This window comes from Actinomadura latina NBRC 106108 (genome assembly GCF_001552195.1).
Classification (GTDB): Bacteria; Actinomycetota; Actinomycetes; order Streptosporangiales; family Streptosporangiaceae; genus Spirillospora; species Spirillospora latina.
On sequence record NZ_BCQS01000003.1, the window covers coordinates 885,745 to 908,691 of the forward strand.

Here is a 22,947-nt window from a genome sequence, read left to right on the forward strand (position 1 = left end):
CACTCACAGTGCCGCGGATCGATTCAAAAGAGAAATCGATTAATCCCAAGAGTGCGATAGGAGTTACCTATCAATGCCCCGGAAAACGCCGTGACCTGCGGTGATGAAATTCCGGCGATGCACTGAAGTGACGTCCAATAGACGTAAATCACAGAAACTCATCCGAAATCGGGCCTAACCCTGCGTAGCGAGCAAGTGTAGAGCCTCTGTCGCCCGTCGCACGCATGGAGTGACCAGAACCTCCGGCGTGACCGGCGCCTGCCGGATCGTCCGGGACGGCTTGCGAAGCCGGTCGTCGCGGTATTCGTCCCGCTGATAGGCGTCGTAATCGAACGGCGGGATGGTCACGGGCCGAGCCTTCCACCAAGCGGGCCCCGCCCAGGGGGAACGGGGCCCGCAGTCTGATGTGCGTCAGATGTCGAATTCGTTGTTCGTGACGCTCTCGATGAAGCCCTGCCACTCGTGGCGGTCGAACTCCAGGCACAAGGTGCCCTTGACGAACTCGTACGGCCGACTCATGAACTCCTCCTGAAAGTTGTGGGCAAGACAGCCCAGACGCTCTTACCGCCGTGCTCGGGACGGCAGCCGTGTTCCTCGGCGAGAGACGCGATGATGCTCAGGCCCCACCCACCCGGGTCCGGCGCGTCGTCCGGCAGGGGTTCCGTCGGCATTGTGAGGTCGGGCGTGGACGCCTGCGGCTTCTCCGGGGAGCCGTCCCACACCTCGATGCGCAGCCCGGCCGGGACGAGGGCCAGCCGCAACGTGATCGCCTGACACGGTGTTGCCCGACTGGCGTTCGTCAGCAACTCGGACGCGATGAGGGCGGCGTCGTCCACCGTGCTCTGCGGAACCCTCCACTGGAGGGCCTGCGACTCCACGATGAGACGGCCCTGCTGGACGGCGTCGGGTGTGGCGAGAAGGCTTCGCCGCAGTGCCTTGGGGCCGGCCGACGTTCCCTCGATCATGGCGCTCACCGCCGGCCTTCCCTCGCCAGCGCGTCCTGCTGGGCCATGAGGTCGCCGAGCGTGTGGAGATCGCCCGCGGTGACCGTGGCGACCAGGTGCCCGTCGCTGTTCCGGAGCGTCTCGGGCCGGCGCAGATGGACCGTCCACAGCCCGGTACCACGCGCCCGATAGGGCTCCGCCCACCGCGCCTCGGTCCGCTGGACGGCCGGAAGCGAGTCCGTTTCGTCTATGAAGTCATCCTTGCGGAATTTGTCGATACCCATTCTCGTGATCGCCTCTGTCGTGGACGTTCCTATTCCGCGCCACAGATTGACCAACAAGGCTTATGGTTGTCATTGTTGCCGACAACATCAGAAAAACAATGAAGTGCGGAGGTGCGCGATCATGGTCCGTCCGTCCCCTGACCCGCACGAGTCGATCTACGCCTTCCTGGCCTACTACCTGCGCTTCCTGCGCCTCCAGCGCGGCCTGACCCAGGCCGACGTCGCGAAGCTCCTCAACTGCTCCATCGGCCAGGTTTCCAAATACGAGTCCGGCGAGAAGCAACTCGGCACCCGCGAGTGCGCCGCCCTCGACAAGGCATGGGACACCGGCGGCGTCTTCACGATCTGGCTGGGCTACGCAAAACTCGGAATCGATGCAAACGCCCCATCCCGCCTCGACCGCTACCAGCGCAAGGCCATCGAGCACTGCATCTACTCCCACAACCTGGTGCCGCTTCCGCTTCAGACGGAGGAATATGCGAGGAGTCTGCTGGCGGCAGGCCACGCCGCGGGTCTCATTGATGACCTTGAAGTGGCAGTGGCGATGCGGATGGATCTTCAGGCGGCGATCCTGGACGGTCAGCCGAACCTATGGATCCTGATCGACCAGATAGCTCTTCGGCAGATGGCGAGTCCGCAGGTCATGGCGGATCAGCGGAACAAACTGGTTGAGATGGGCAAGTCACGCCATGTCTCCGTCCGTATACTTCCGCTGTCGGCTGCGCCGCATACGGGCGTAGATGGTTCCTATTGGTGCTTCACGCTGCCAGGTCGGCGCTTGGCGGCCTACTCGGGTAACGCGCTGGGTATCGGTCGAGTCATCGATGATCAGACTGAGGCCGTTGGTGTGGCGTCGCGCTTCCAGCGGCTCGCGGCACGAGCCTGGAGCGAGGATCAGTCGCGTGAGCACCTAGAGCAGATAGGCGAGTGCTATGACGACATGGCGGAAGAGCAGCTACAGCCAGTCACACGGAACCTCTGACTGCGTGGAGCTCGCCTCCTTGGAGGGTGCTGTCGGGATTCGGGACAGTAAGAGCCTGTCCGCTGCGCACCTGGTAGTCAGCGCGGGCGACCTGGCGGCTCTCCTGGGGCGGGTCAAGGCGGGGCACTACGACCTTTGATCCAGGGGCCGGTTGGCCGGGGACCGCGCCGCTTCTTCTCTGCATGATCAAGATCGGCTGTTGCCCGGCCGCTGGCCGCCGTCTCCTTCAGTGACTCGTACTCGCGCAGGCTGGTCACGGCGGCCAGGTTCGAGTGGAACTCGCTCGCGGACATCGGTTGCATCGCACCCCCCCTCCGAGTGAGGGTACGCAATCACGTACATCGGCTGTGAGCATGTCGCGTGAATCCGCGGGAGCAGAATCGGGGCTGCGGGCGGAGTGATGGGTGACCGTACCCGTTCGCAGAGAGGCGCCCCAATGACAGGTCACCAGACGTGAAGGGCACCGGGATCGCTCGGCCCGAACCGCGTCAGGCCGACGACTTCGCGGTGCATTACGACGAGCATTTCACCGACATCCACCGCTACATCGCGGGGCGGCTGGGACGGGACGTGGCGGACGACATCGCCGCCGACACGTTCGTCATCGCGCTCCGGCAGCGGCACCGCTTCGACCCGGAGCGGGGGAGCATCCGGCCCTGGCTGTTCGGGATCGCCACGAAGCTGGTGGCGCAGCACCGGCGGCAGGAGTCGCGCCGGTACCGGGCGATGGCGAAGGTCGGCCCGGAGACGATCGACGGCGGCCATGAGGAGCGGGTCGTCAACTGGGTGCGGGCCGAGGGCCTGCAGCCGCGCCTGGCCAAGGCGCTGCGTTCGCTGACGCAGGGCCAGCGGGACGTCCTGCTGCTCAGCGCGCTCAGCGAACTGTCGAACCAGGAGATCTCGGAAGCACTCGGCGTTCCCTACGGCACGGTCACGTCGCGGCTGAGCCGCGCCCGCGCGAAGGTGAAGGACGCCCTCGGGAAGGACAGCGATGAATGACGACCGCATGATCCGCGCACTGCTGCTGGAGGAGCCGCCGTCCGAGGACGTCGTCGCGGAGGGGCGCCGCCGCCTGCACGCGGGCAAGCCCGCGGCGCGGCGCCAGATGAGCCGGCGTCCCGTGTTCGGCCTGGCCGGGGCCGCCGCCGCCATGGCGCTCGCCGTCGGCGTCGCCACGGTGCTCACCGGCGGCGGAACCGGTTCGGACGGCGAAGCGCCGCAGCTCGGATCCACGGACCCGAACGCGCAGCGCATCCTGCTCGCCGCCGCCGATCACGCGTCGACAGAGGCGCCCGGACGCTACTGGCACGTCGTGAGCGAGGACGGGAACGTGTACCGCGTCGGGGGAGCGGACGGCTACTCCATCACCTACGGCGACCGATGGGACCGCTGGAAGGCGCGTTCGAGCTCCGACCCCGACGTCGAGTACGCCATGGTGGCGCCCGGCGCGAGGCCGCTGACGCCGAAGGACGCCGACGCCTGGAAGAAGGCCGGTTCGCCGCAGAGCATGCGCGTGGAGGCGGACGGCCACCGGCTGACGCTGACCACGAAGGACCTGGGAACGGTCGGCTGGGAGAAGCGGGTCGAGACACCGGAGCACAAGAAGGCCTCGCTGGCGCAGCACGACCCGGCGGACATCCGGAAGAAGTGCGCGGCCAACGCGGACCGGCCGAGCGAGTGCGAGTTCCAGATGCTGGCCCTTGAGCAGCAGCTCCAGAAGTTCGGCGAGAATCCGGACCGGTACAAGACCCTCATGCTGGGCGATCCCCGCAAGACCGCCACGGTCGACTACCTGTGGAAGGGGCTCCGGCTCATCACCCTGAACCCCGTGTCGGCGTCCGGACGGTCGGTCGTCTTCCGCGCGATGGCGGACCTGCCGGGGGTGAAGGCGATCGGCACGGTGAAGGACGCCAAGGGCCGCACGGGGATCGGGCTGGCGATGCGCGACGCCGCGACGGAGACGCGCGTCGTCCTCGACCCGGACACCTACCGCCTCATGGGCTTCGAGCGGATCGCCGTGGACGTTCCCCAGCGCGAGCCCGGGGACGTCCTCAGCTACACGACGGTCACGTCGGCGGGCTGGACGAACGAGCAGCCCCACCGCGGCTGAGCGTCGCCGCCGGTGGCTCGCCCGCGGCCCGGGGGCGCGGGCGAGTTGCCGGTGGACGCGCATTGACGCGGCGGTAAGTTAGAACTTACGTTTCTGGGGACGTCCGTATCCAGAACGGGGAGGCCGCCGTGCCCTTGCAGACCGCGCCGGACATGGAGAACATCTTCACCCCGTTGATGCACGAGCACGACTACGTCATCGACGAGGTGGACGGCGAGCTCCCGGCCGGCCTGACCGGGACGCTGTACCGGATCGGGCCGGGCAAGTGGGAGGTCGGGCGCACGCTGCTGCACCACCTCTTCGACGGCGACGGGATGGTCTCGCAGTTCGCCTTCGACGGCCGCGAGGTCAGGTTCCGCAACCGGTACGTCCGGACGCCGCAGTTCCACGACGGCATGGTCGCCGGCCGTGCGCGCCGCCCCGCCGTGGGGACGGCGCTCCCGGGCGGGTTCTGGACCAACTTCGCCAAGGCGAAGGGGCCCGCCAACGCCGCCAACACCGGCGTCGTGATGCACGCCGACCGGCTGCTGGCCCTGTGGGAGGGCGGGCCGCCCTACCGGCTCGACCCGGACACCCTGGAGACCCTCGGCATCCACGACTTCGGCGGGCGGCTCCGGGGCATGCTCAAGGCGTTCTCCGCGCATCCGAAGTGGGACCCGGCGACCGGGGAGATGTTCAACTTCGGCCAGGAGTTCGCGCCGTTCCCCGCACTGAACTGCTGGAAGGTCGACCGGCGGGGCCGGATGCGGCGGCTCGCCAGGGTGCGGATGCTGAACATGCCCTGGAACCACGATGTCGCGCTGACCAGCGAGCACATGGTGTTCGTCCTGGACCCGTACATGTTCGACCTGCGCACGATGCTGAGCGGCGGACCCATGTTCGACGCGATCCGGCACCGTCCGGAGAAGGGGACGCGGTTCGTGCTCGTCCCGCGCAACGGCGGGCCGGCGCGGATCGTGGAGCACGAGACGCTCGTCCACCTCCATGTCGCCAACGCCTTCGAGGACGGCACGGACACGGTCGTCGACCTGGTGGAGTTCGACGACTACGAGGAGATCCGGCGGGACCTCACCGGGTTCCGCACGCGGTTCCCCGAACTGCCGGCCAGCAGGCTCATGCGGTACCGGATCACGCCGTCGGGGCGCGTGATCGGGACGCAGCTCTCCGATGTGCCGGGCGAGCTTCCGCAGTTCGACTGGCGCCGCTCCACACGCCCGCACCGCTACACCTACATGAGCGGACGGACGGGGACCAGCGGCGAGTACGACAGCGTCCTGAAGGTCGACAGCGACACCGGCCGTACAGAGGTCCATGAGATGGGGCCGCACGCCTACGTGGGCGAACCCATCTTCGTGCCCCGAACGCCCGATGCGGCCGAGGACGACGGGTGGCTGCTGAGCGTGGTGTATCTCGCTGCGGAACACCGGTCGCAGCTCAGCATCCTGGACGCCCGAGGCCTGGAGGATGTCGCCACGCTCCACCTGAAGCACCACATCCCGTTCGGATTCCACGGCACGTTCACGAGGCGTGTCGCCGAGCCCGGTTCACCTATCCCGCACCCGGACCGGCTGCCGCTGTGGTGAATCACACCGTCGGCTGACCAGCGATTCATCACGATCCGTGACGGCCGAGAGGTACCGTTCGATTGAGATGGCGATCAGCAGACCGACGGTGGCTCAGTTGCGGGCGTTCCTGGCGCTCGCCGAGCATCTGCACTTCCGGGACGCCGCCGCCGCGCTGCGCATGAGCCAGCCCGCCCTCTCCGGGGCGGTGGCCGCGCTTGAGGAATCGCTGGAAACCCACCTTGTCGAGCGGACGACCCGCAAAGTACTGCTGACCCCCGCCGGGCAGCAGGTCGCACGGCGGGCGGAGATCGTCCTAGCGGAACTGGATCGCCTGGTAGACGAGGTCAAGGCCGTCCAAGGGACGCTGGTGGGCCCGCTCAAGGTGGGCGTGATCCCGACCGTGGCGCCGTACCTGCTGCCCATCGTCCTGCCGAGGCTCGCCAAGGAGTTCCCCGACCTGAAGCTGTCGGTGCATGAGGAGCAGACAGAACACCTCGTCACGGAACTGCTCGCCGGACGGCTGGACGTAGTCCTCCTGGCGCTGCCCGTCCTCACGGCCGGGGTCACGGAGGTCGCCCTCTACGACGAGGACTTCGTGCTCGTCGCGCCCGCGGGGTTCGAGCTGGGCGACGAGGAGATCCCGCGAGAGGTCCTGAACGACCTGGACGTCCTCCTCCTCAACAAGGGCCACTGCCTGCGCGACCAGGCCCTGGACGTCTGCCGGGACGTGGGCGCGCGCGCCGCCGCCGCGACCTATGCGACGAGCCTGGCGACCCTGGTCCAGCTCGTGTCGGGCGGGCTCGGCGTGACGCTCGTCCCGGAGACCGCGCTGCCGGTGGAGACGGGCCGCGCCCCGAACCTCGAACTGCACCGGTTCACCCCGCCGGCGCCGTTCCGGACGATCGGGCTCGGGTTCCGGTCGACGTGCCCGCGCGCGGACGAGTTCGAGGTGCTCGCCGAGAGCGTCCGGATCGCCATGGCCGACTCCGGTGTCGCGCCCGGCATCCGGCCGGCGCGACCTTAACGCCCCGGTAAACCGCGGCTAGACGAGGTCAAGTCTGTGCCAGGGGACGGCTTGGCAATGGCGATGCGTGTTCATGCGGTGGCGTAACGTCACCATGCTCGGTGGGGCGAGAAGGAGGCCCCATGCCGAAGCTCAGCGTCGTCGTGCCGTTCCACAACACCGAGGAGTACTTCCGGGAGTGCCTGGAGTCGCTGGCCGCCCAGACGCTGCGCGACCTTGAGGTGATCCTGGTGGACGACGGGTCCGCCGACGGCAGCGCCGTGATCGCCAAGGAGATGTGCGCCCGCGACCAGCGGTTCCGCCTGTTCACGCGGGAGCAGGAGGGCCCCGGGGCCGCACGCAACGCGGGGGTGCGGCAGGCGAAAGGCGATTACCTGGCCTTCGCCGACGCCGATGACGTCGTGGAGCGCGACGCCTACACGTGGCTGGTCGGGTCCCTGGAGCGGACGGGCTCCGACATGGCGTCCGGCAACGTCGAGCGTATGGACGCCGACCGGAAATGGCAGTCCCCCTTGCACGATGGTGTCTTCACAGACGCGTGCTCAAGGACGCACGTGTCGTCCAAGCCCGTGCTCATGCGCGACCGGACGCCATGGAACAAGGTCTACCGCCGTGAATTCTGGGACAAGGCAGGTCTGGAATTCCCCACGGGCTTCTACGAGGACCCGCCCGTCACGGCGCGCGCGCACGCCATGGCCCGGTCGGTGGACGTCCTGACGGAGACCGTCTACTACTGGCGCAAGCGGCCCGGGTCCATCACGGAGGACCGCTACGACTGGGACAACATCAACCAGCGCATGGCGTCCGCCCGTGCGCTGCGGGACGGCCTGGCCGACTACGCACCCGACCTGCTGAACGCCTACGACGAGCACGCGCTCGTCCCCATCGAGCTTCGCGTCCTCCTGGAGGCCCTCCCCAGGACGCAGGACGACCACCGCGAGGAACTCGTCGCGATGGGCGCCGCGCTGGCCCGGCAGATCAGCCCGCGCGTGGTGAAGCGGCAGCCCGCGCTCACGCGCCTGCAACTGCACCTGCTGTCCCGGCGGATGCTGCCGGAACTGCTGGAGGTCCTCCGGTTCGCCCTGCTCCGGCAGGCGGCGGACGTGCCGCGGGTCCGGCGCGGCCTGCGGCAACGCTGGTACGCGGAGTTCCCGTTCTTCGAGGACGAGGAGCGTGGCGTCCCGGCGCACGTGTACGACGTGACCGACGAGCTGAAGCCGGTCGCGGCCGTGGACCGCGCCACCTGGGTCGACGGGCGGCTCCGCATCGAGGGGCACGCCTACATCCGGCACCTGGACTCCTCGACCGAGGACGGTTCCCGCATCCGGGTGTGGCTGGTCGCGGCGAACAGGCGCGGGCTGGTGCGCGTCCCGGTCGAGAGGGTCCGCCGGCCGGACGTGACCGCCCGGTCGCGGCAGTCGGGGGTCTCCTACGACTGGTCCGGGTTCGTCGCGGAGATCGACCCGGCGGCGCTGAGGATTTTCGGACGCTGGCGCGACGTCGACTGGGTCCCCTGCGTGGAGATCGTCAACCGGGGGCTGCGGCGGCGCTGCACGTTCGCGAACCCGCGCCTCACCGGCCGGCAGTGGCCGGACGACCGGGAGTGCGCGCCGGGCGTCCTCGTCCAGGGCGTCGCGGCCCGGAACCGGTTCGTGGTGCAGGTGCGGCGGACGCCGGCGGCGGTCGTCGGCTGCCATCTGGAGCGCGGCGAGCTGTGCCTGGACGGTTGGAGCCGCACCCCGCTCGGGGACGAGCCGCGCGTCACCGCCGCGCCGAAGGCGGGGCGCGCCACGGTGACCGGCCCGGTCGAACCGGTCGGCGGCGAGGGGTTCCGGGCGAGGCTGCCGGTCGCCGGGCTGGCCCGGCGGCAGGGCGACTGGGAGGTCAGCCTGCCGGGCGGCGTCAAGCCCTACCTGGACGCGGACGCGGCCGGAACCGCCTTCCCCGTCCCCGGCGGGGAGCTGGAGGTCGCCAGGACGCGGCGGAGCACGTTGCGCATCGTCGTGCGCGGACGGGCCCTCGTCGTCGAAGAGGTGTCGTGGTCGTCCGATGGCGCCCTGCGTCTGGCGGGCACCTGCACCGACCGTGCCGGACGGCCCGATTCGCTGTTCCTCCGGCGACGGCGGTCGTCCGAGGAGCACAACGTCACGTTGCTTTGGGAAGGCGACCGTTTCACCGCGAGGTTCTCTCCCGCGCGTATGCCGGTGCTCGGGCTGTCCCGTCCCTTGGTGGCCGGCCGCTGGGACGTCCTCACGACCATCGGCGGACAGGACCACCCGGTCGTCATCAGGCGTCACACCCTCCGCGACCTGCCCGAGCCGTTCGAGGCGGGCCTGCACCGCATCACCGTCCGCGCCCACAAGACCGACCAGTTGACCCTGCGGATCGAGACCGCCCTGGACGACGACGAGCGCGGAGCCTACGCGCAGAGCCGGATCCGGTCGGGCCACTACCGGCGGCACCTCAACCTGCCCGTCCGCGACCTGGCCGTGTTCGACGCGTACCGGGGACGCCAGTACGCGTGCAACCCGCGCGGCATCTATGACGAGCTTCGGCGGCGCGGAACCGACCTGGAATGCGTGTGGGTCACAGAGAACGGCCAGTTCGGCAGGCCGGCGGGTGCCCGCACGGTCCTGGTCGGTACGCGCGAGCACTATGAGGCACTCGCCCGCGCGCGCTTCGTCTTCGGCAACTGGTCGCAGCGGGAGTGGTTCACCAAGCGCGACGACCAGACGTACGTGCAGTGCTGGCATGGGACGCCGCTGAAGAAACTGGGCTACGACGTCAAGCAGATGCCCTACAAGCGCACCGAGAGCGTCGACTGGATGGAGTACGACGTCCCGCAGTGGGATCTGCTCCTCGCGCAGAACGCGTTCTCGGTGCCGCTGTTCCGGCGGGCGTTCGGCTATCAGGGCGAGGTCCTCGAAAGCGGCTATCCCCGCAACGACGTGCTGAGCAGCCCGCACCGGGACGAGATCGCCGCTGCGGTCAGGCGGCGCCTCGGCATTCCCGAGGGCAAGCGGGTCGTGCTCTACGCGCCGACCTGGCGGGACGACTTCCACCACTCGATCGGCAAGCGCGCGTTCCGCCTCGAACTCGACATCGACCGGTTCAGGGCGGCGCTCGGCCGCGACCACGTCCTGCTCCTGCGGACGCACTATCTCGTCACGGACCGGCCGAAGCTGCGGCCGGGCGACTGCGTGATGGACGTGTCGGTCTATCCCGACATCTCCGAGCTCTTCCTGATCAGCGACGTGCTGGTCACGGACTACTCGTCGTCCATGTTCGACTTCGCCGTCACCGGCCGCCCGATGGTGTTCTTCACCTACGACCTGGAGCGCTACCGCGACCACGTGCGCGGTTTCTACTTCGACTTCGACGCGGAGGCACCGGGGCCGCTGCTGAGCACGTCCCGGGAGGTCGTCGAGGCGCTGCGCGACCCGGCCGCCCTGGAGACCGGGTACCGGGACGCCCGCGCCGCCTTCGCCGCCCGCTACTGCCCGCACGACGACGGCCGCGCCGCCTCCCGCGTGCTGGACCGGGTCCTCCGATCCGGTCACTGACAACCCCGCTCACCCCAACACGGAGTCGCTCGTGTCCCCGCAGATCAGCATCGTCGTCCCGTTCCGCAACACCGGCGGCCGCCTGGCCGAGTGCCTGGAGTCGCTCGCAGGCCAGACCTTGCGCGACGTCGAGGTCCTCATGGTGGACGACGGGTCCGACGACGGCGGCGCGGTCGTCGCCAAGGAGTTCGCCGGGCACGACGACCGCTTCGCGCTGCTCCAGCCCGGCCCCGCCACACCGGCCGCCGACGCCGGCGTGGAGCAGGCCAAGGGCAGGTATCTGGCCTTCGCGGACGGCGAGGACGCGCTACCGCCCTACGCCTACGAGCTGCTGGTCGGCACCCTCGACTCGACCGGGTCGGATCTCGCCGGCGGAAACGTCGTGTGCCTGGACGGGGAACAGGTGTGGCAGTCACCGCTGCACCGCGAGCCCTATGCGAAGACGATGAAGTCCACGCACGTCACCCGCCACCCCACGCTCCTGCAAGACCGGACGCTCTGGAACAAGGTGTACCGGCGTTCGTTCTGGGACGCGCACCGCTTCGAGCCGGGCACGGACCACGACACCCTGATCGCCGTGCAGAGCCAGCTCCTGGCCTCCGTGGTGGACGTACTCGACACGACCGTCTACTTCTGGCGCGACCGTCCGGGAACGGCGCCGCGGCTCCGTCCGGAACCTGCCCACATCACCGACCGGATGGCGACCCTCGCGAAGGTCCGGAACTTCGTCCACGACCACGCACCCGAGCTTCTGGCCGTCCACGACATGTACGCGCTCGACCTGGACCTGCGCGAGCTGATGCTCGCCCTGCCCGCCGCCACCTGGGAGGAACGCGAGCGCCTGGTCGAGCTGGGCGCTGAGGTCGTCGCCGACGCCGACCGCTCGGCCACCCGAGGACTGGACGCGATCAGGCGCCTGGAGCTGCACCTGCTCCGCGAGCGCATGGTGCCCGAACTGCTCGAAGTGCTCCGGTTCGAGGAGGGCGGACTCCAGGACGTCCCGATCGTGCCCAGGGGGCGCCTCCGCCCGCGCTGGTACGCCCGCTACCCCTTCTTCGACGACGCCGAACGCGACATCCCCGTCGACGTGTACGACGTCACCGACGAGATCGGCCTCTGGGCGGACATCGACCGTGTCGAATGGGACGTCGACACCCTCATCGTCGAAGGGCACGCCCACTTCGACCGGTTCGACGTGTCGGCGGCGGCCGATTCCCGCATCCGGGTCTGGATGCGGGACGTGAAGACCGGCAGGGAGGTCCGGCTGCCGGTGGAACGGACCCGCTGCCCGGAGGCCACGGCACGGTCCGGGCAGTCGAGCGTCTCCTACGACTGGTCCGGGTTCACCGTCCGGGTGGAGCCCGAGTACCTGCTGGACGGCGACGAGTGGCGGACGGCCACCTACGAGCTCCTGGCCGAGGTGTCCACGGCGGGACGCAGGGCCGCGCAGCGGCTGACCGCGACGGCCCCGGCCGTGCGGTGGACGGCGGCGCGGCAGGTGGACGAGCACGTGGCCGTCCAGCCGGCGGCCGGCGACGACGATGTGTTCGCCGTCCACGTCAAGCGGGCCAAGGCCGTCCTCACCCGGATCCGCCGCGACGGGGACGTGCTCGAACTGACCGGCTGGACGCGGCGCGCCCTCGGCGCCGGGGCCGCCATGGTCGCGGCCCGCAGGCACGGGGGAGAGGAGGTCCGCGGCGAGGTGACGCTGCGCCAGTCGGCCGTCCTGCGCATGGCCGAGGGCACCGGGTTCGACTTCACGGCGCGGCTCCCGCTGGAGTTCCTGACCTCCACGCTGGCCGACCCCCGGCAGCCCCACCTGCGGGACGCCATCGACTGGGACATCCGGCTGACCGGCGAGGGCGGCCCGCTGCGGCTCACCGTCGCGAGCAACGTCAAGCCCGTCCGCCACGCCCTGCCGGGGCACGACCGCGAACTGGCGCTCACGCGCACGTCGTTCGGCAACCTGCGCGCCGTCGAGCGCACCTTCCGCCCCGTCGTCCGTGCCGCCGAATGGGACGACGACGGGCTCCTCACCTTCACTGGCGACTACGCGGCCCCGGAGGACCGTCCCGGCCACTTCGTCGTGCGGCGGCGCCGGACGGGCGACGAGCACCGCATACCCGTCACCTGGGACCAGCACCGCTTCACCGCCGCCTTCACCCCCGCGGCCATGGCCGTGTTCGGGACCGACCTGCCGTTGCCCAGCGGAACATGGGACGTGCTGGCGCGCGCGCGGTCCGGCGAGGTGGCGGTCGTCGTCGAGCGTGAGGCGATCCCGGCTCTGCCCGACCGGAGGCGCGTCGGCACCCACGAGTACGAAGTCGGCGTACACCAGATCGACGCGTTGACCCTGCACAGCCGTCCCGCCCTGGGCGACGACGAACGAGGCAGCCACGCCCAGGCGCTGCTCCAGCAGCGCGACTACCCCGTCTATCTGCGAAGCCCCCTGACGGACATCGTCGTCTTCGACAGCTACGACGGAACCCAGTACAGCTGCAGCCCCAGGGCCATCTACGAGGAACTCGCCCGACGCAACCCCGACCTCGAATGCGTGTGGGTCACCCAGGACGACCAGTTCTCCATCGACTTCACAACCGACGTGAAGACCAGGACCGTCCTGGCCGGAAGCCGCGAGCACTACCGCGTCCTCGCGCGCGCAAGGCACATCATCACCAACCACGGGCTCCCGCCCTGGTACTTCAAGCGCGACGGCCAGACCTACGTCCAGACCTGGCACGGCACCCCGCTGAAGCGCCTCGCCCACGATCTGAAGGACATGCCCTACCAGCGCACCGAACGCCACGACTGGATGGAGTGGGAGGTGCCGCGATGGGACCTGCTCGTGTCCCCGAGCCCGTACGCCACCCAGATCATGCGGCGGGCGTTCCGGTACGACGGCGACGTCCTGGAGAGCGGATACCCGCGCAACGACGTCCTCAGCGCCCCCGAATGGGAGAGCGTCGGGACCCGCGTGCGCAAGCGCCTGGGGATCCCGGACGGCAAGAAGGTCGTCCTCTACGCGCCGACATGGCGGGACGACCGGCGCCACGGGCCCGGTAAGCAGGGCTTCTCACTTGAGCTAGACGTGGAGGCCGTGCGGCAGACCTTGGGCGACGACCACGTCCTCCTTCTGCGGACGCACCACCTCGTCACGGACAAGGCCCGTTCGGCGGCGGACGACTTCGTCATGGACGTGTCCCGTTACCCCGACGTCACCGAGCTCTACATGGCGGCCGACGTACTCGTCACGGACTACTCGTCCGCCATGTTCGACTACGCCGTCCTAGGCCGCCCGATCGTTCTCTACACCTACGACCTGCAGCGGTACCGCGACCATGTGCGCGGCTTCTACTTCGACCTGGAGGCCGAGGCGCCCGGACCGGTCGTGACCACGTCGGCGGAACTCGCCAAGGCGGTCAGGGCCGCACCCGACAGCGAGGACCGGTACGCGGACGCCTACGACCGGTTCTTCGTGAAGTACTGCCCCTACGACGACGGCCACGCGGCGGCCAGGGTCGTCGACCACGTGTTCGCCCACCTGTTCGCCTGACGCGTCAGCCGGGCCGCCGGGCGCGCGCGAACAGCCACACGCCCGGCCACCCGCCGCACACCGGCAGCCGCCGCTCCAGCGCGGCCGACAGGCGCAGCGCCTCGTTGGCGAGCGGATGCAGCGGCGCCAGGTCCTCGCGGCGCGCCGTCCGGTGCCTGAACGGGCGCAGCAGCGGCCGGAGCAGGACGCCCCTGCTCCACACCGCCTCCAGCACCAGCCCGGCGCCCTCGACCAGCTCGGCGAGCGTGCGGCGGGTGTAGCGGCGGACGCGGCCGAGCGCCACGTCGTGCGCCGACCACAGCGCCATGTCGCACGGCACGGACAGCAGCGCGATCCCGCCCGGCCGCAGCACCCGGGCGATCTCCGCCGCCGCCCGCGCGTCCTCGTCGACGTGCGCCAGCACGTCCAGCGCCAGCGCGAGGTCGTACTCGCACGGCGGCAGCGGCAGGTAGCGGGCGTCGCCCTCGTAGGCCTCGACGCCGTGCGCGCGCGCCAGCGCCACGGCGGCCGGGCTCAGGTCGATGCCGGTGGCCCGCCAGCCGTGCTCGGCCAGCACCCGGCAGTGCGCGCCGGACGCGGCGCCGATGTCGACGGCCGTGCCGGGCACGCTGAACCGCAGCAGCTCCGCGGACAGGATCTCCCGCCGCTCGCGGTACCACCAGTTGCCGTCCTCGATCCGGGCGATCCGCTGAAGCTCGATGGCGTCCACGGGTCAAGCCGACGGCATCGGCGGCGGCCCGTTCCACCGTCGCCGCCGTCCGCGGGCCGATCGTTGACCCCGGTTTGACCCCCGCCGGGCGTCAGCGCCTGCGGCGCCGCCGCAGGAGGAACCGGATGGCCAGCAGCAGCGCGACCAGGCCGCCGACCGCCGGGACGGCCCGCTTGGCGACCGACGGACCCGCGATCTCCAGCAGGTCGATCGCGTCGTCCTCGTCGGCCACGTGCAGCGGGCGCCGCGCGGGACGCTCCGGCGCGGCGGCCGGCACGGCCGCCTCGGCCCGGGCGGCCGCCTCGTCGGTGGCCTTCACCGGGCCGGGCTTGTCGGCCGGTTCCGCGGGCTTCGCGGACGCCACCCCGGTCTCGGCCTCCACCTCAGCCTTCGCGGCCTCGGCGGGGCTCTCAGCGGGCGCAGTGGGCGCGGCGGCGGCGGACGTCTCGTCGGACGACTCCAGCTCGGCCTCCAGCGCCTTCGCGAACCGTGAAATGATCTTCGAGCCGACCTCGGACAGGATGTTGCGGCCGAACTGCGCGGGACGCCCCGTCACGTTCAGCTTGGTGTGCACGGCGACCCGCGTCGTGCCGTCGTCCTGCGCGTGCAGCCTCGCCTGGACGGTCGCCGCCGCCGTGCCGGAGCCGCGCGCCTCCTTCGCGGACGCCTCCATCGCCACGACCCGGGCGGCCTCGTCCGCCGAGACGATCCGCGCGGTGCCGCGGTAGGTGATGGTCATCGCGCCGACCTTCACCTTCATCCGCCCCGAGTACTCCTCGCCGTCGACCGAGTCGAGCGTGGCGCCCGGCATGCAGGCCGCGACCCGCTCCACGTCGAGCAGCACCGACCAGGCCTGATCCACCGGTACGGGGACGGTGAAATCGTGGTCGAGCTCCATGATCAAAGTCCTTATCGTCCGGAGAACTTGCCCGCGACCTTACGGCGGCGGCCCATCCCGTCGCCAGTGGGGGCCGCTGACAGCCGATCCGTTACCCGGGGGCGTTACCCGGGGGCCGGGCGATCATGCGGCCGGGTCCCGGACCCCCGGGGTCCGGCCGCATGATCCGGTCAGCCCGCGGCGGCGGTCAGCGCCCGCGCGGTGAGCACCGTCGCCAGATGCGTCCGGTACTCCGACGACCCGCTCAGGTCGGTGGGCGGTTCCGTGCCGGCCGCGGCCTGCGCCGCGGCGGTCCGGAACGCGTCCTCGGACGCCGACCCGCCCCTGACGGCGGTCTCCACCGCACTGGCCCGCACTGGGGTCGGCCCCATGTTGGTCAGCGCGATCCGTGCGTCATCGATCCCGTCACCGTTGCGGTGGACGGCACACGCGACACCGACGATCGCCCACGCCTGCGCCGTCCGGTGGAACTTTTCGTAGTGCACGCCCCAGCCCGCGCCCAGCTTCGGCACGCGCACCCCCACGAGCAGTTCGTCCGGCTCCATCGCCGACGTCATCCAGTCGACGAAGAACTCCGCCGCGGGGATCTCCCGCTCGCCGCGCACGGACCGGACGAGGAGCACCGCGTCCAGCGCCAGCGCCACGGCCGGAAGGTCGCTCGCCGGGTCCGCGTGCGCCAGCGACCCGCCGAACGTGCCGCGGTGCCGGACGGCCGGGTCGGCGACCGTCTCCGTCGTCTTCGCGATCAGCGGGACGTGCTCGCGCACCAGCGGATCGCGGATCACCTGGTGGTGCGTCGCCATCGCGCCGATGACGATGGCGTCGCCGTCGTCGCGGATCTCCCGGAGCCCGTCGAGGCGGTCCAGGTCGATCAGCGCGTCCGGGATGGCGAGCCGCATCCGCAGCAGCGGCATCAGGCTCTGCCCGCCGGCCAGCACCTTCGCGTCCTCGCCCGCGTCGGACAGCGCCCTCGCGGCGTCGTCCAGCGAGGCGGGCCGCACGTAGTCGAACGCCGCGGGGATCACTGGTCACCTCCGACCGAGCCGAGGCCGCCGGCCGCGCCCGGTTCGGCGGCGGCCGGGGCGGATTCTCCGCGCAGCGCGCGCCAGACGCGTTCGGGCGTGCACGGCATCGGCACGTCCGTCACGCCGCGCGGGCGCAGCGCGTCCACGATCGAGTTGACGACCGCGGGGGTGGAGGCGATCGTGCCCGCCTCACCGACGCCCTTCACGCCCATGGGGTTGGTCGTCGCGGGCGTCTCGGTGCGGTCGGTCGTGAACGTCGGCAGGTCCGCCGCCGACGGGATCAGGTAGTCGGCCATGGTCGTCGTGGTGAGGTTGCCCTCCGCGTCGTACACGGCCTCCTCGTACAGCGCCTGGGCGATGCCCTGCGCGAGCCCGCCGTGGACCTGCCCCTCCACGATGAGCGGGTTGACGACCTTGCCGACGTCGTCCACCGCCACGTACTTGCGTATCTTCACCATCCCCGTCTCTGTGTCGACCTCCATCGCGCACAGGTGCGTGCCATGCGGGAAGGAGAAGTTGTCCGGGTCGAACGTGGCGTCGGAGTCCAGTGAGGGCTCGATGCCGTCCGGCAGGTCGTGCGCGGCGAATGCGGCCAGCGCGACCTCCTGCATCGTCTTCCCCTCATCCTGGACGCCCCGGACGCTGAACCGCCCGGCGGTGAACTCCAGGTCCTGCTCGGACGCCTCCAGCAGATGCGCGGCGATCGTGCGGGCCTTGTCGACGACCTTCTCGCAGGCGGAGAACAGCGCGACCCCGCCCACGGCCAGCGAACGGGAACCGTACGTGTCCATGCCCTTGTGCGAGATGGCCGTGTCGCCGTGCAGGACCTTCACGTCCTCGAACGGGACACCGAGCTTGTCCGCCGTGATCTGTGCCCAGGCCGTCTCGTGGCCCTGCCCATGCGCGGACGAACCGGTGACCACCTCGACCTTGCCGGACGGCAGAACCCGCACGGCCGCGTGCTCCCAGCCGCCGGCGCCGTACGACAGCGAACCCAGCACCCGGGACGGCGCGAGCCCGCACATCTCCGTGAACGTGGACACCCCGATGCCGAGCTGCACCGGATCCTGCCGTTCTCGCCTGTCGGCCTGTTCAGCGCGGAGTTTGTCGTACTCGAACAGCTCCAGGGCCTTGTCCGTCGCCGCCTCGTAGTTGCCGGAGTCGTACGTGAGGCCCGCGATCGTCTCGTACGGGAACTCCTCGTGCTTGATCCAGTTGCGGCGCCGCACCTCGATGGGGTCGATGCCCAGTTCGGCGGCCAGATCGTCCATGATCCGCTCGATCGCGAACGTGGCCTCCGGACGGCCCGCGCCCCTGTACGCGTCCGTGGGCATCTTCGTTGTGAACACGCCCGTGCAGGTGAACGAGAGCGCGTCCATCTTGTAGATGCCGTTGAACATGAACGCGCCCAGCAGCGGGATGCCGGGCGTGACCAGCATGAGGTACGCCCCCATGTCGGCCAGCAGATCCACCTTCAGGCCACGGATCCGGCCGTCCTGCTCGGCGGCGAGCGTGAGCCGCTGGATCTGGTCCCGTCCGTGGTGGACGGTCATGTTGCCTTCGCTGCGCGTCTCCGTCCACTTGACCGGGCGGCCGAGCCTGCGGGCCAGCAGCAGCGCGAGGACCTCCTCCCCGTACACCTGGAGCTTGGAGCCGAAGCCGCCGCCGACGTCCGGTGCGACGACCCTGATCCGGTGCTCGGGGATACCGGTGACCGTGGCCAGCATCAGCCGCAGGATGTGCGGGATCTGCGTGGCCGAGTACAGCGTGAACTCGTCCCCTTCCGGGACGCACAGAACCGACCTCGGCTCCATCGCCGTGGGGATGAGCCTCTGCTGGACGTAGCGGCGCTCAATGACGACCGGCGCGTCCCTCATCGCGGCGTCGAGATCTCCGTTCTCGAACACCCACGTGTAGGACTTGTTCGTGCCCAGGTCGTCATGGACCAGGTCGGCGCCCTCGGCCAGTGCCGCCTCCATGTCCACAACCGCGGACAGCGGCTCGTAGTCGACGTCGATCTCTTCCAGGGCGTCCACGGCCGCGGTCTTGTCGCGGGCGACGACGCATGCGACGGGCTCGCCGACGTAGCGCACCTCGGTCACCGCCATGGGCGGGTGGTCCGGGTGCTTCATGTCCTCGGTGACGACCCACGCGCATGGCAGCGACCCCTGCTCTTCGGCGAGGTCCTGGCCGCTGAACACGGCGACCACACCGGGGCTCTGCTTGGCGCGCGAAGTGTCGACGTTCGTGACCCGGGCGTGCGCGATCGGGCTGCGCAGGAACGCGACGTGCAGCGTCCCCGCCGGGGTCATGTTGTCGGTCCACCGGGTCCGGCCGGTGATGAGCCGTGCGTCCTCCGACCGCTTGCGCGGGCTGCCGACCTCCTGCACGGTCACGGCGTCACCTCCTGCCCGGCGGGCTCGCGCATGTCGCTCGCCGCTCGCCGCACCGCCTTGACGATGTTCTGGTAGCCGGTGCACCGGCACAGGTTGCCTTCGAGGCCCTCCCGGACCTCGTCCTCGGACGGGTCGGGGTTCTCCCGCAGCAGATCGAGCGACGCCATGATCATGCCGGGCGTGCAGTAGCCGCACTGGAGCGCGTGCTCCTCGTGGAAGGCCTTCTGCATCGGATGCGGGGTGCCGTCGACGCCGAGTCCCTCGACGGTGGTCACATCGCGGCCGTCCGCCTGGACGGCGAGCACGGAGCAGCTCTTCACGCTCATCCCGTCCATCAGGACGGTGCAGGCTCCGCAGTTGCTGGTGTCGCACCCGACCGGGGTCCCGACCTTCCCCAGCCGTTCGCGCAGATAATGGACGAGAAGCAGGCGCGGTTCGACGTCGTCCTCATACGTCGCACCGTCTACCTCGACACGGATACGTGGCATGCGTTTCTCCCAGGGACGTCTCGGTGTGGACATGGAGAAGAGAGGTCCCCAGGGGCGGGGCGCGCTGGTCAGGCCACGTCATCGGGGCCACCTCCGTGGAAGGCGACCCTACGAACCTATGCCGCGGTTGAATGCCGTACTAGCCCCCGACGTCGCATATTTACCGACGTCTGGCCCAATGATGGCCAGTGCACGCGAAGCAGAACCGGCCAGGCTATCGGACCGACGATGCCGTCGTCAGTGACACCGCCGCACCGCTGGACCGCCCGATCGCCGCGTCGCCCGGGGTGTGCCGATCTCTGGGGCGATGAGCTGGGATTGCGGGGTAGGAGGCCGTTATGTTCCTCTTCTTCTCGTCTCGCCTCGGATGCCTGGGATCGCTGATCGTGACGCTGATCCTGAGCGGGCTCGTCTACCTGGTCATCAGCCGCTGACACGCCCGCGATCGGTTTGACAAGGGGCGGCGGTGCGTGTCTTCTTGGGTGCGTGACCGAGCGCGTGTCGACTGACAGCCCCGTGGCCCTGCGCCGCGCGGCCAGCGCGCTGTGTCCTTCGTGTTGTCGCTGAACCCGTTCTCACCGGCCGACACTCGTACACGAAGGACCTTTCTCATGGTTCCCGACCTCACCATGCGTGGCCAGGACGATCCGCACGGCCGCGCGGTCGCCGTCCGCCCGCCCACCGCGGGGCAGCTCGCCGCTCGCGTCCGGGAGCTGGCCGCGCGCCCCGACGAGTGGTGGCGGCTCGTCCGGTTCGACGCCGACCGCCCGCGGAACGTCCCGCTGGACGATGAGACCTGGCTGACGACCTGGCTGACGACGTGGCCGCCCGGACACGGCGGGACCGTGCACGGCGGCGTCAGCACCCTGGTCGCCGGCGAACTGGCCGTCGTCACGATCACCGAGCGCGGTGTCACCGAGCGGCCGCTGCGCGCCAACCGCGTCCGCGTCCACGGCGCCTCGCAGGCGCTGACGAACCCCGGCCCGGCCTTCGCCGTCAGCCTGCACGCCGGCGTGGCCCGCTGAGCCTCAGCCGGCGTCGTCGGTGAGGTAGCGGGACGCGGCCTCCCGGCCGATCAGCGGGAGCAGCGCGAAATAGGTCAGCGAGGGCAGCAGCGACGAGAGTTCCCCGGGCTCGCCGGTCTCCATCTGGACGTGGATCGCGCTGTAGATGCCGCCGACGATGGCGTCCACCACGGCGACCGGGACGGGCGGCAGGGACGGGCGGGTGAGGAAGTCGCGGAACCGGGCGAGGTTGTCCAGGCGCGCCTGCCGGACCTGCGGGCCCGCCGCGTTCACCTCCACCAGCGACACCCGCGCGAACCTGGGCTCGCGGGCGAGGGCGGCGAGCAGCGCGCGCAGGGCGGCGTGGACGCCGTCCGGCTGGTCCGCGGCCGACTCGTACGCCTGCGTCATGCGCCGGAGCAGGATGTCCATGCCGCGCTGGTAGGCGGCGAGGAAGCATTCGTCCAGGTCGGCGAAGTGCGCGTAGAACGTCTTCTTCGTGACGCCGGCGCCCTCGGTGACGCTGCTGATCGTGGTGTGCGCGTAGCCGCGCTCCGAGACGACCTGGACGAACGAGTCGATCAGCCGTTCACGCTGGATGCCGGCGACGGTCTCGGGGGAGAGGCCGTGCCGTCCGGGCTTGATGGCGCGGCCCGGATCCAGCGCGGAGCGAGACCCGGGCAGCACCTCCGTGCGTCCCGCCTCGGGCGGCCCGGTCTGCCCTGCCATCGAACCCCATTCCGTCACCTGCCGTCGGGCTCACACTACTTCCCGTTCCGGGAGTGCGGGGAGGCGTGATCGCGGCGATGTCAGCGCAGGTGGCGGCGGCGTCCCCGGGTCAGCACCCGGACGGTCCCGACGAGACCGAGCCCGATCAGCACCACGGGGGCCAGCACCGTGGCGGAAAGGATGGGCTCGTCCGTCAGGCCCTCGGCGAGGAACAGCCCGGCGAGGGCGAGGAAGAACACCCCGGTCACCGGGCCCGCCGGGTCGAACCGGTATCGCTTGGCCACGTCGTTCCCCCTAGGCACGGTGCACGTCCACGTCTCCGACCTTGCTGCGTATCCGCAGCTCGATCACGGGCGGGTTCCCGCCGGGGGTCTCGGGTTCCAGGACGCGGGTGACCTTGGCGTTCGGCCCGCTCGTCGTCCGTTGCTGGATGCGCAGGTCGCCGAGCGCGATCCGGGCGTCCACCATGACGCGGGCGGCGGCCGGGATCGTGACCTCGAGGCCGCCGAGGCCCACCTGCGCGTCGATCGTGACGCGCTGCCCGGGGGCCATCGGGAGGGCGGTGAGGTCGAGGTCGCCCTGGCCGACGCCCACCTTGTAGGTCTGGTTCGTCTGGGACACGTCGGTGGGGCGCCAGTCGATGTCCCCGTACTCGGCGTTGCGCGGCATGTCGCCCACCACGGTCGTCGTCAGCATGCTGAGGGTCAGCAGGGTGCCCGCCGTGGCGAGGCCGTGCGTGCGGAACCAGCCGCCGAGGACGAGGCCGAACCCGACGACCGCGAGCGCGGGCGCCATGACGATCAGCCAGGAGTCGGGCGCCGGGTATCCCTTCGCGACGGGGATCATCGCCGCGCCCGCGGCCATGGCCAGCAGCACCGTGATCGTGGCCGCCGGCGACCCGCCGCCGCATCCGTCCTTCTCGGGCGCCTTCTTGGCCGCCTTCGCCGCCGCCGGAGCCTCGTCGGCGAGGGCGTCGGCGCGCGTGGCCGAGTACTCGGCGAGGTCGATCATGCCCGCGGGCAGCCCGCCGCCCGCCGGCCGCTCCCCGGACAGGTCCTTGTAGAGGGACACGCCGCCGACGATCACGTCCTCCGACCGCGTCCACGCGGCGGACGGCTCCGGCGGGTGCCCGGCGAGCCGCTCGGGGACGGACCGCGCCGCCGCCACCAGGTCCGCGCCGCGCGAGTGCGCGACGACCAGCACCAGCCCGAACACCACCATGACGGCGATCGCGTCGGTGTAGGCCCCGCCGAACAAGGTCAGCGCGACGCCGACGCACAGCAGCGCGCCCAGGATCGACAGGACGGCCTGCGCGTCGAACCACCGCTTGAAGAACTGCTCCGCGAGCGACGACTCGCCGGGGCTCGCGGGCATCAGCAGCACCGCCGCGATGTAGAGGAGGATCCCCTGCCCGTGCGCCAGCACGAGGATCGCGAAGCCCACGCGGAAGACGACGGGGTCGATGCCGGTGTAGCGGCCGAGGCCGGTGCACACGCCGGCGAGCAGCCGCCGGTCCGCGTCCCGCGCCAGCCGCTGGTAGCCCTGGTCCGTCCGCTCTTGCGTCTTCTGCTCGCCGTCCATGCCTGCCATCGTGGCCCTTCACCGCCCGCGCGCGGTATCGGGGACGTCCCTGACCCGACCCTGAACCGGGTTCCGGGGTGCGTCCCTGATGC

Annotated in this window: 19 protein-coding genes; 9 read left to right on the forward strand and 10 right to left on the reverse strand. The window is 70.5% G+C overall.

Annotated elements, in window-relative coordinates; translation table 11 throughout:
* Positions 1–515: 515 nt before the first annotated feature.
* Both AL2_RS05030 and AL2_RS37240 read right to left on the reverse strand, forming a co-directional pair.
* The gene (locus AL2_RS05030; protein WP_157438006.1) at positions 516–965 is read right to left on the reverse strand and encodes an ATP-binding protein; all 450 of its coding nucleotides are present in this window, start codon (positions 963–965) and stop codon (positions 516–518) included.
* 5 nt (positions 966–970) lie between these two features.
* Positions 971–1,228, reverse strand: coding sequence for a PDC sensor domain-containing protein (locus AL2_RS37240; RefSeq protein ID WP_067629543.1), 258 nt, complete (start codon positions 1,226–1,228; stop codon positions 971–973).
* A gap of 121 nt (positions 1,229–1,349) precedes the next feature.
* Here AL2_RS37240 and AL2_RS05040 point away from each other — a divergent pair, with 121 nt between their 5' ends.
* The 8 genes from AL2_RS05040 (at position 1,350) to AL2_RS05075 (ending at position 14,025) form a co-directional block, all read left to right on the forward strand.
* Entirely contained in the window at positions 1,350–2,210 is an 861-nt protein-coding gene (locus AL2_RS05040) for a helix-turn-helix domain-containing protein (protein ID WP_067629546.1), read from the forward strand.
* A complete protein-coding gene (locus tag AL2_RS05045; protein ID WP_067629547.1) occupies positions 2,161–2,349 on the forward strand; it encodes a DUF397 domain-containing protein in 189 nt (62 codons plus the stop codon). Before AL2_RS05040 ends, AL2_RS05045 begins: the two co-directional genes overlap by 50 nt.
* Before the next feature lie 314 nt (positions 2,350–2,663).
* Positions 2,664–3,209, forward strand: coding sequence for an RNA polymerase sigma factor (locus tag AL2_RS05050; protein WP_067629548.1), 546 nt, complete (start codon positions 2,664–2,666; stop codon positions 3,207–3,209).
* Positions 3,202–4,320 (forward strand): hypothetical protein, encoded by a 1,119-nt coding sequence (locus AL2_RS05055; RefSeq protein ID WP_067629549.1) that lies wholly within the window; start codon positions 3,202–3,204, stop codon positions 4,318–4,320. The genes AL2_RS05050 and AL2_RS05055 overlap by 8 nt, the downstream gene beginning before the upstream one ends.
* A 128-nt stretch (positions 4,321–4,448) precedes the next feature.
* Positions 4,449–5,903 (forward strand): carotenoid oxygenase family protein, encoded by a 1,455-nt coding sequence (locus tag AL2_RS05060; protein WP_210748201.1) that lies wholly within the window; start codon positions 4,449–4,451, stop codon positions 5,901–5,903.
* Between the two features lie 67 nt (positions 5,904–5,970).
* Positions 5,971–6,909 (forward strand): LysR substrate-binding domain-containing protein, encoded by a 939-nt coding sequence (locus AL2_RS05065; RefSeq protein ID WP_067629551.1) that lies wholly within the window; start codon positions 5,971–5,973, stop codon positions 6,907–6,909.
* A 122-nt stretch (positions 6,910–7,031) separates the two neighbouring features.
* Positions 7,032–10,472, forward strand: coding sequence for a bifunctional glycosyltransferase/CDP-glycerol:glycerophosphate glycerophosphotransferase (locus AL2_RS05070; protein ID WP_067629552.1), 3,441 nt, complete (start codon positions 7,032–7,034; stop codon positions 10,470–10,472).
* Between the two features lie 31 nt (positions 10,473–10,503).
* A complete protein-coding gene (locus AL2_RS05075) occupies positions 10,504–14,025 on the forward strand; it encodes a bifunctional glycosyltransferase/CDP-glycerol:glycerophosphate glycerophosphotransferase (RefSeq protein ID WP_067629553.1) in 3,522 nt (1,173 codons plus the stop codon).
* Positions 14,026–14,029: 4 nt separating this feature from the next.
* Here the strand turns inward: AL2_RS05075 and AL2_RS05080 are convergent, their stop codons facing one another.
* From AL2_RS05080 to AL2_RS05100, 5 genes are all read right to left on the reverse strand, one after another.
* Positions 14,030–14,734, reverse strand: coding sequence for a class I SAM-dependent methyltransferase (locus AL2_RS05080; protein ID WP_067629554.1), 705 nt, complete (start codon positions 14,732–14,734; stop codon positions 14,030–14,032).
* Positions 14,735–14,825: 91 nt separating this feature from the next.
* The gene (locus tag AL2_RS05085; protein ID WP_067629560.1) at positions 14,826–15,632 is read right to left on the reverse strand and encodes an SRPBCC family protein; all 807 of its coding nucleotides are present in this window, start codon (positions 15,630–15,632) and stop codon (positions 14,826–14,828) included.
* A 170-nt stretch (positions 15,633–15,802) separates the two neighbouring features.
* Positions 15,803–16,657, reverse strand: a complete 855-nt coding sequence (locus AL2_RS05090; RefSeq protein WP_067629564.1) for an FAD binding domain-containing protein — start codon at positions 16,655–16,657, stop codon at positions 15,803–15,805.
* Positions 16,654–19,053, reverse strand: a complete 2,400-nt coding sequence (locus AL2_RS05095; RefSeq protein ID WP_067629566.1) for a xanthine dehydrogenase family protein molybdopterin-binding subunit — start codon at positions 19,051–19,053, stop codon at positions 16,654–16,656. Before AL2_RS05095 ends, AL2_RS05090 begins: the two co-directional genes overlap by 4 nt.
* Positions 19,050–19,541 carry a (2Fe-2S)-binding protein gene (locus AL2_RS05100; protein ID WP_067629567.1) on the reverse strand — a complete coding sequence of 164 codons (492 nt, stop codon included), beginning with the start codon at positions 19,539–19,541 and terminating at the stop codon, positions 19,050–19,052. Before AL2_RS05100 ends, AL2_RS05095 begins: the two co-directional genes overlap by 4 nt.
* 611 nt (positions 19,542–20,152) lie before the next feature.
* Here AL2_RS05100 and AL2_RS05105 point away from each other — a divergent pair.
* Positions 20,153–20,566, forward strand: a complete 414-nt coding sequence (locus tag AL2_RS05105) for a cysteine dioxygenase (protein WP_067629569.1) — start codon at positions 20,153–20,155, stop codon at positions 20,564–20,566.
* Positions 20,567–20,569: 3 nt separating this feature from the next.
* On the opposite strand, the gene AL2_RS05110 is transcribed toward AL2_RS05105, so the two are convergent.
* The 3 genes from AL2_RS05110 to AL2_RS05120 all read right to left on the reverse strand — a co-directional run bounded on the left by AL2_RS05110 (position 20,570) and on the right by AL2_RS05120 (position 22,855).
* The gene (locus tag AL2_RS05110) at positions 20,570–21,274 is read right to left on the reverse strand and encodes a TetR/AcrR family transcriptional regulator (protein WP_067629571.1); all 705 of its coding nucleotides are present in this window, start codon (positions 21,272–21,274) and stop codon (positions 20,570–20,572) included.
* 80 nt (positions 21,275–21,354) lie between these two features.
* On the reverse strand, positions 21,355–21,558 hold the full coding sequence (locus tag AL2_RS05115; protein WP_067629572.1) for a hypothetical protein: 204 nt from the start codon (positions 21,556–21,558) through the stop codon (positions 21,355–21,357).
* Positions 21,559–21,568: 10 nt separating this feature from the next.
* A complete protein-coding gene (locus AL2_RS05120; protein ID WP_067629574.1) occupies positions 21,569–22,855 on the reverse strand; it encodes a PspC domain-containing protein in 1,287 nt (428 codons plus the stop codon).
* Between the last annotated feature and the right edge of the window lie 92 nt (positions 22,856–22,947).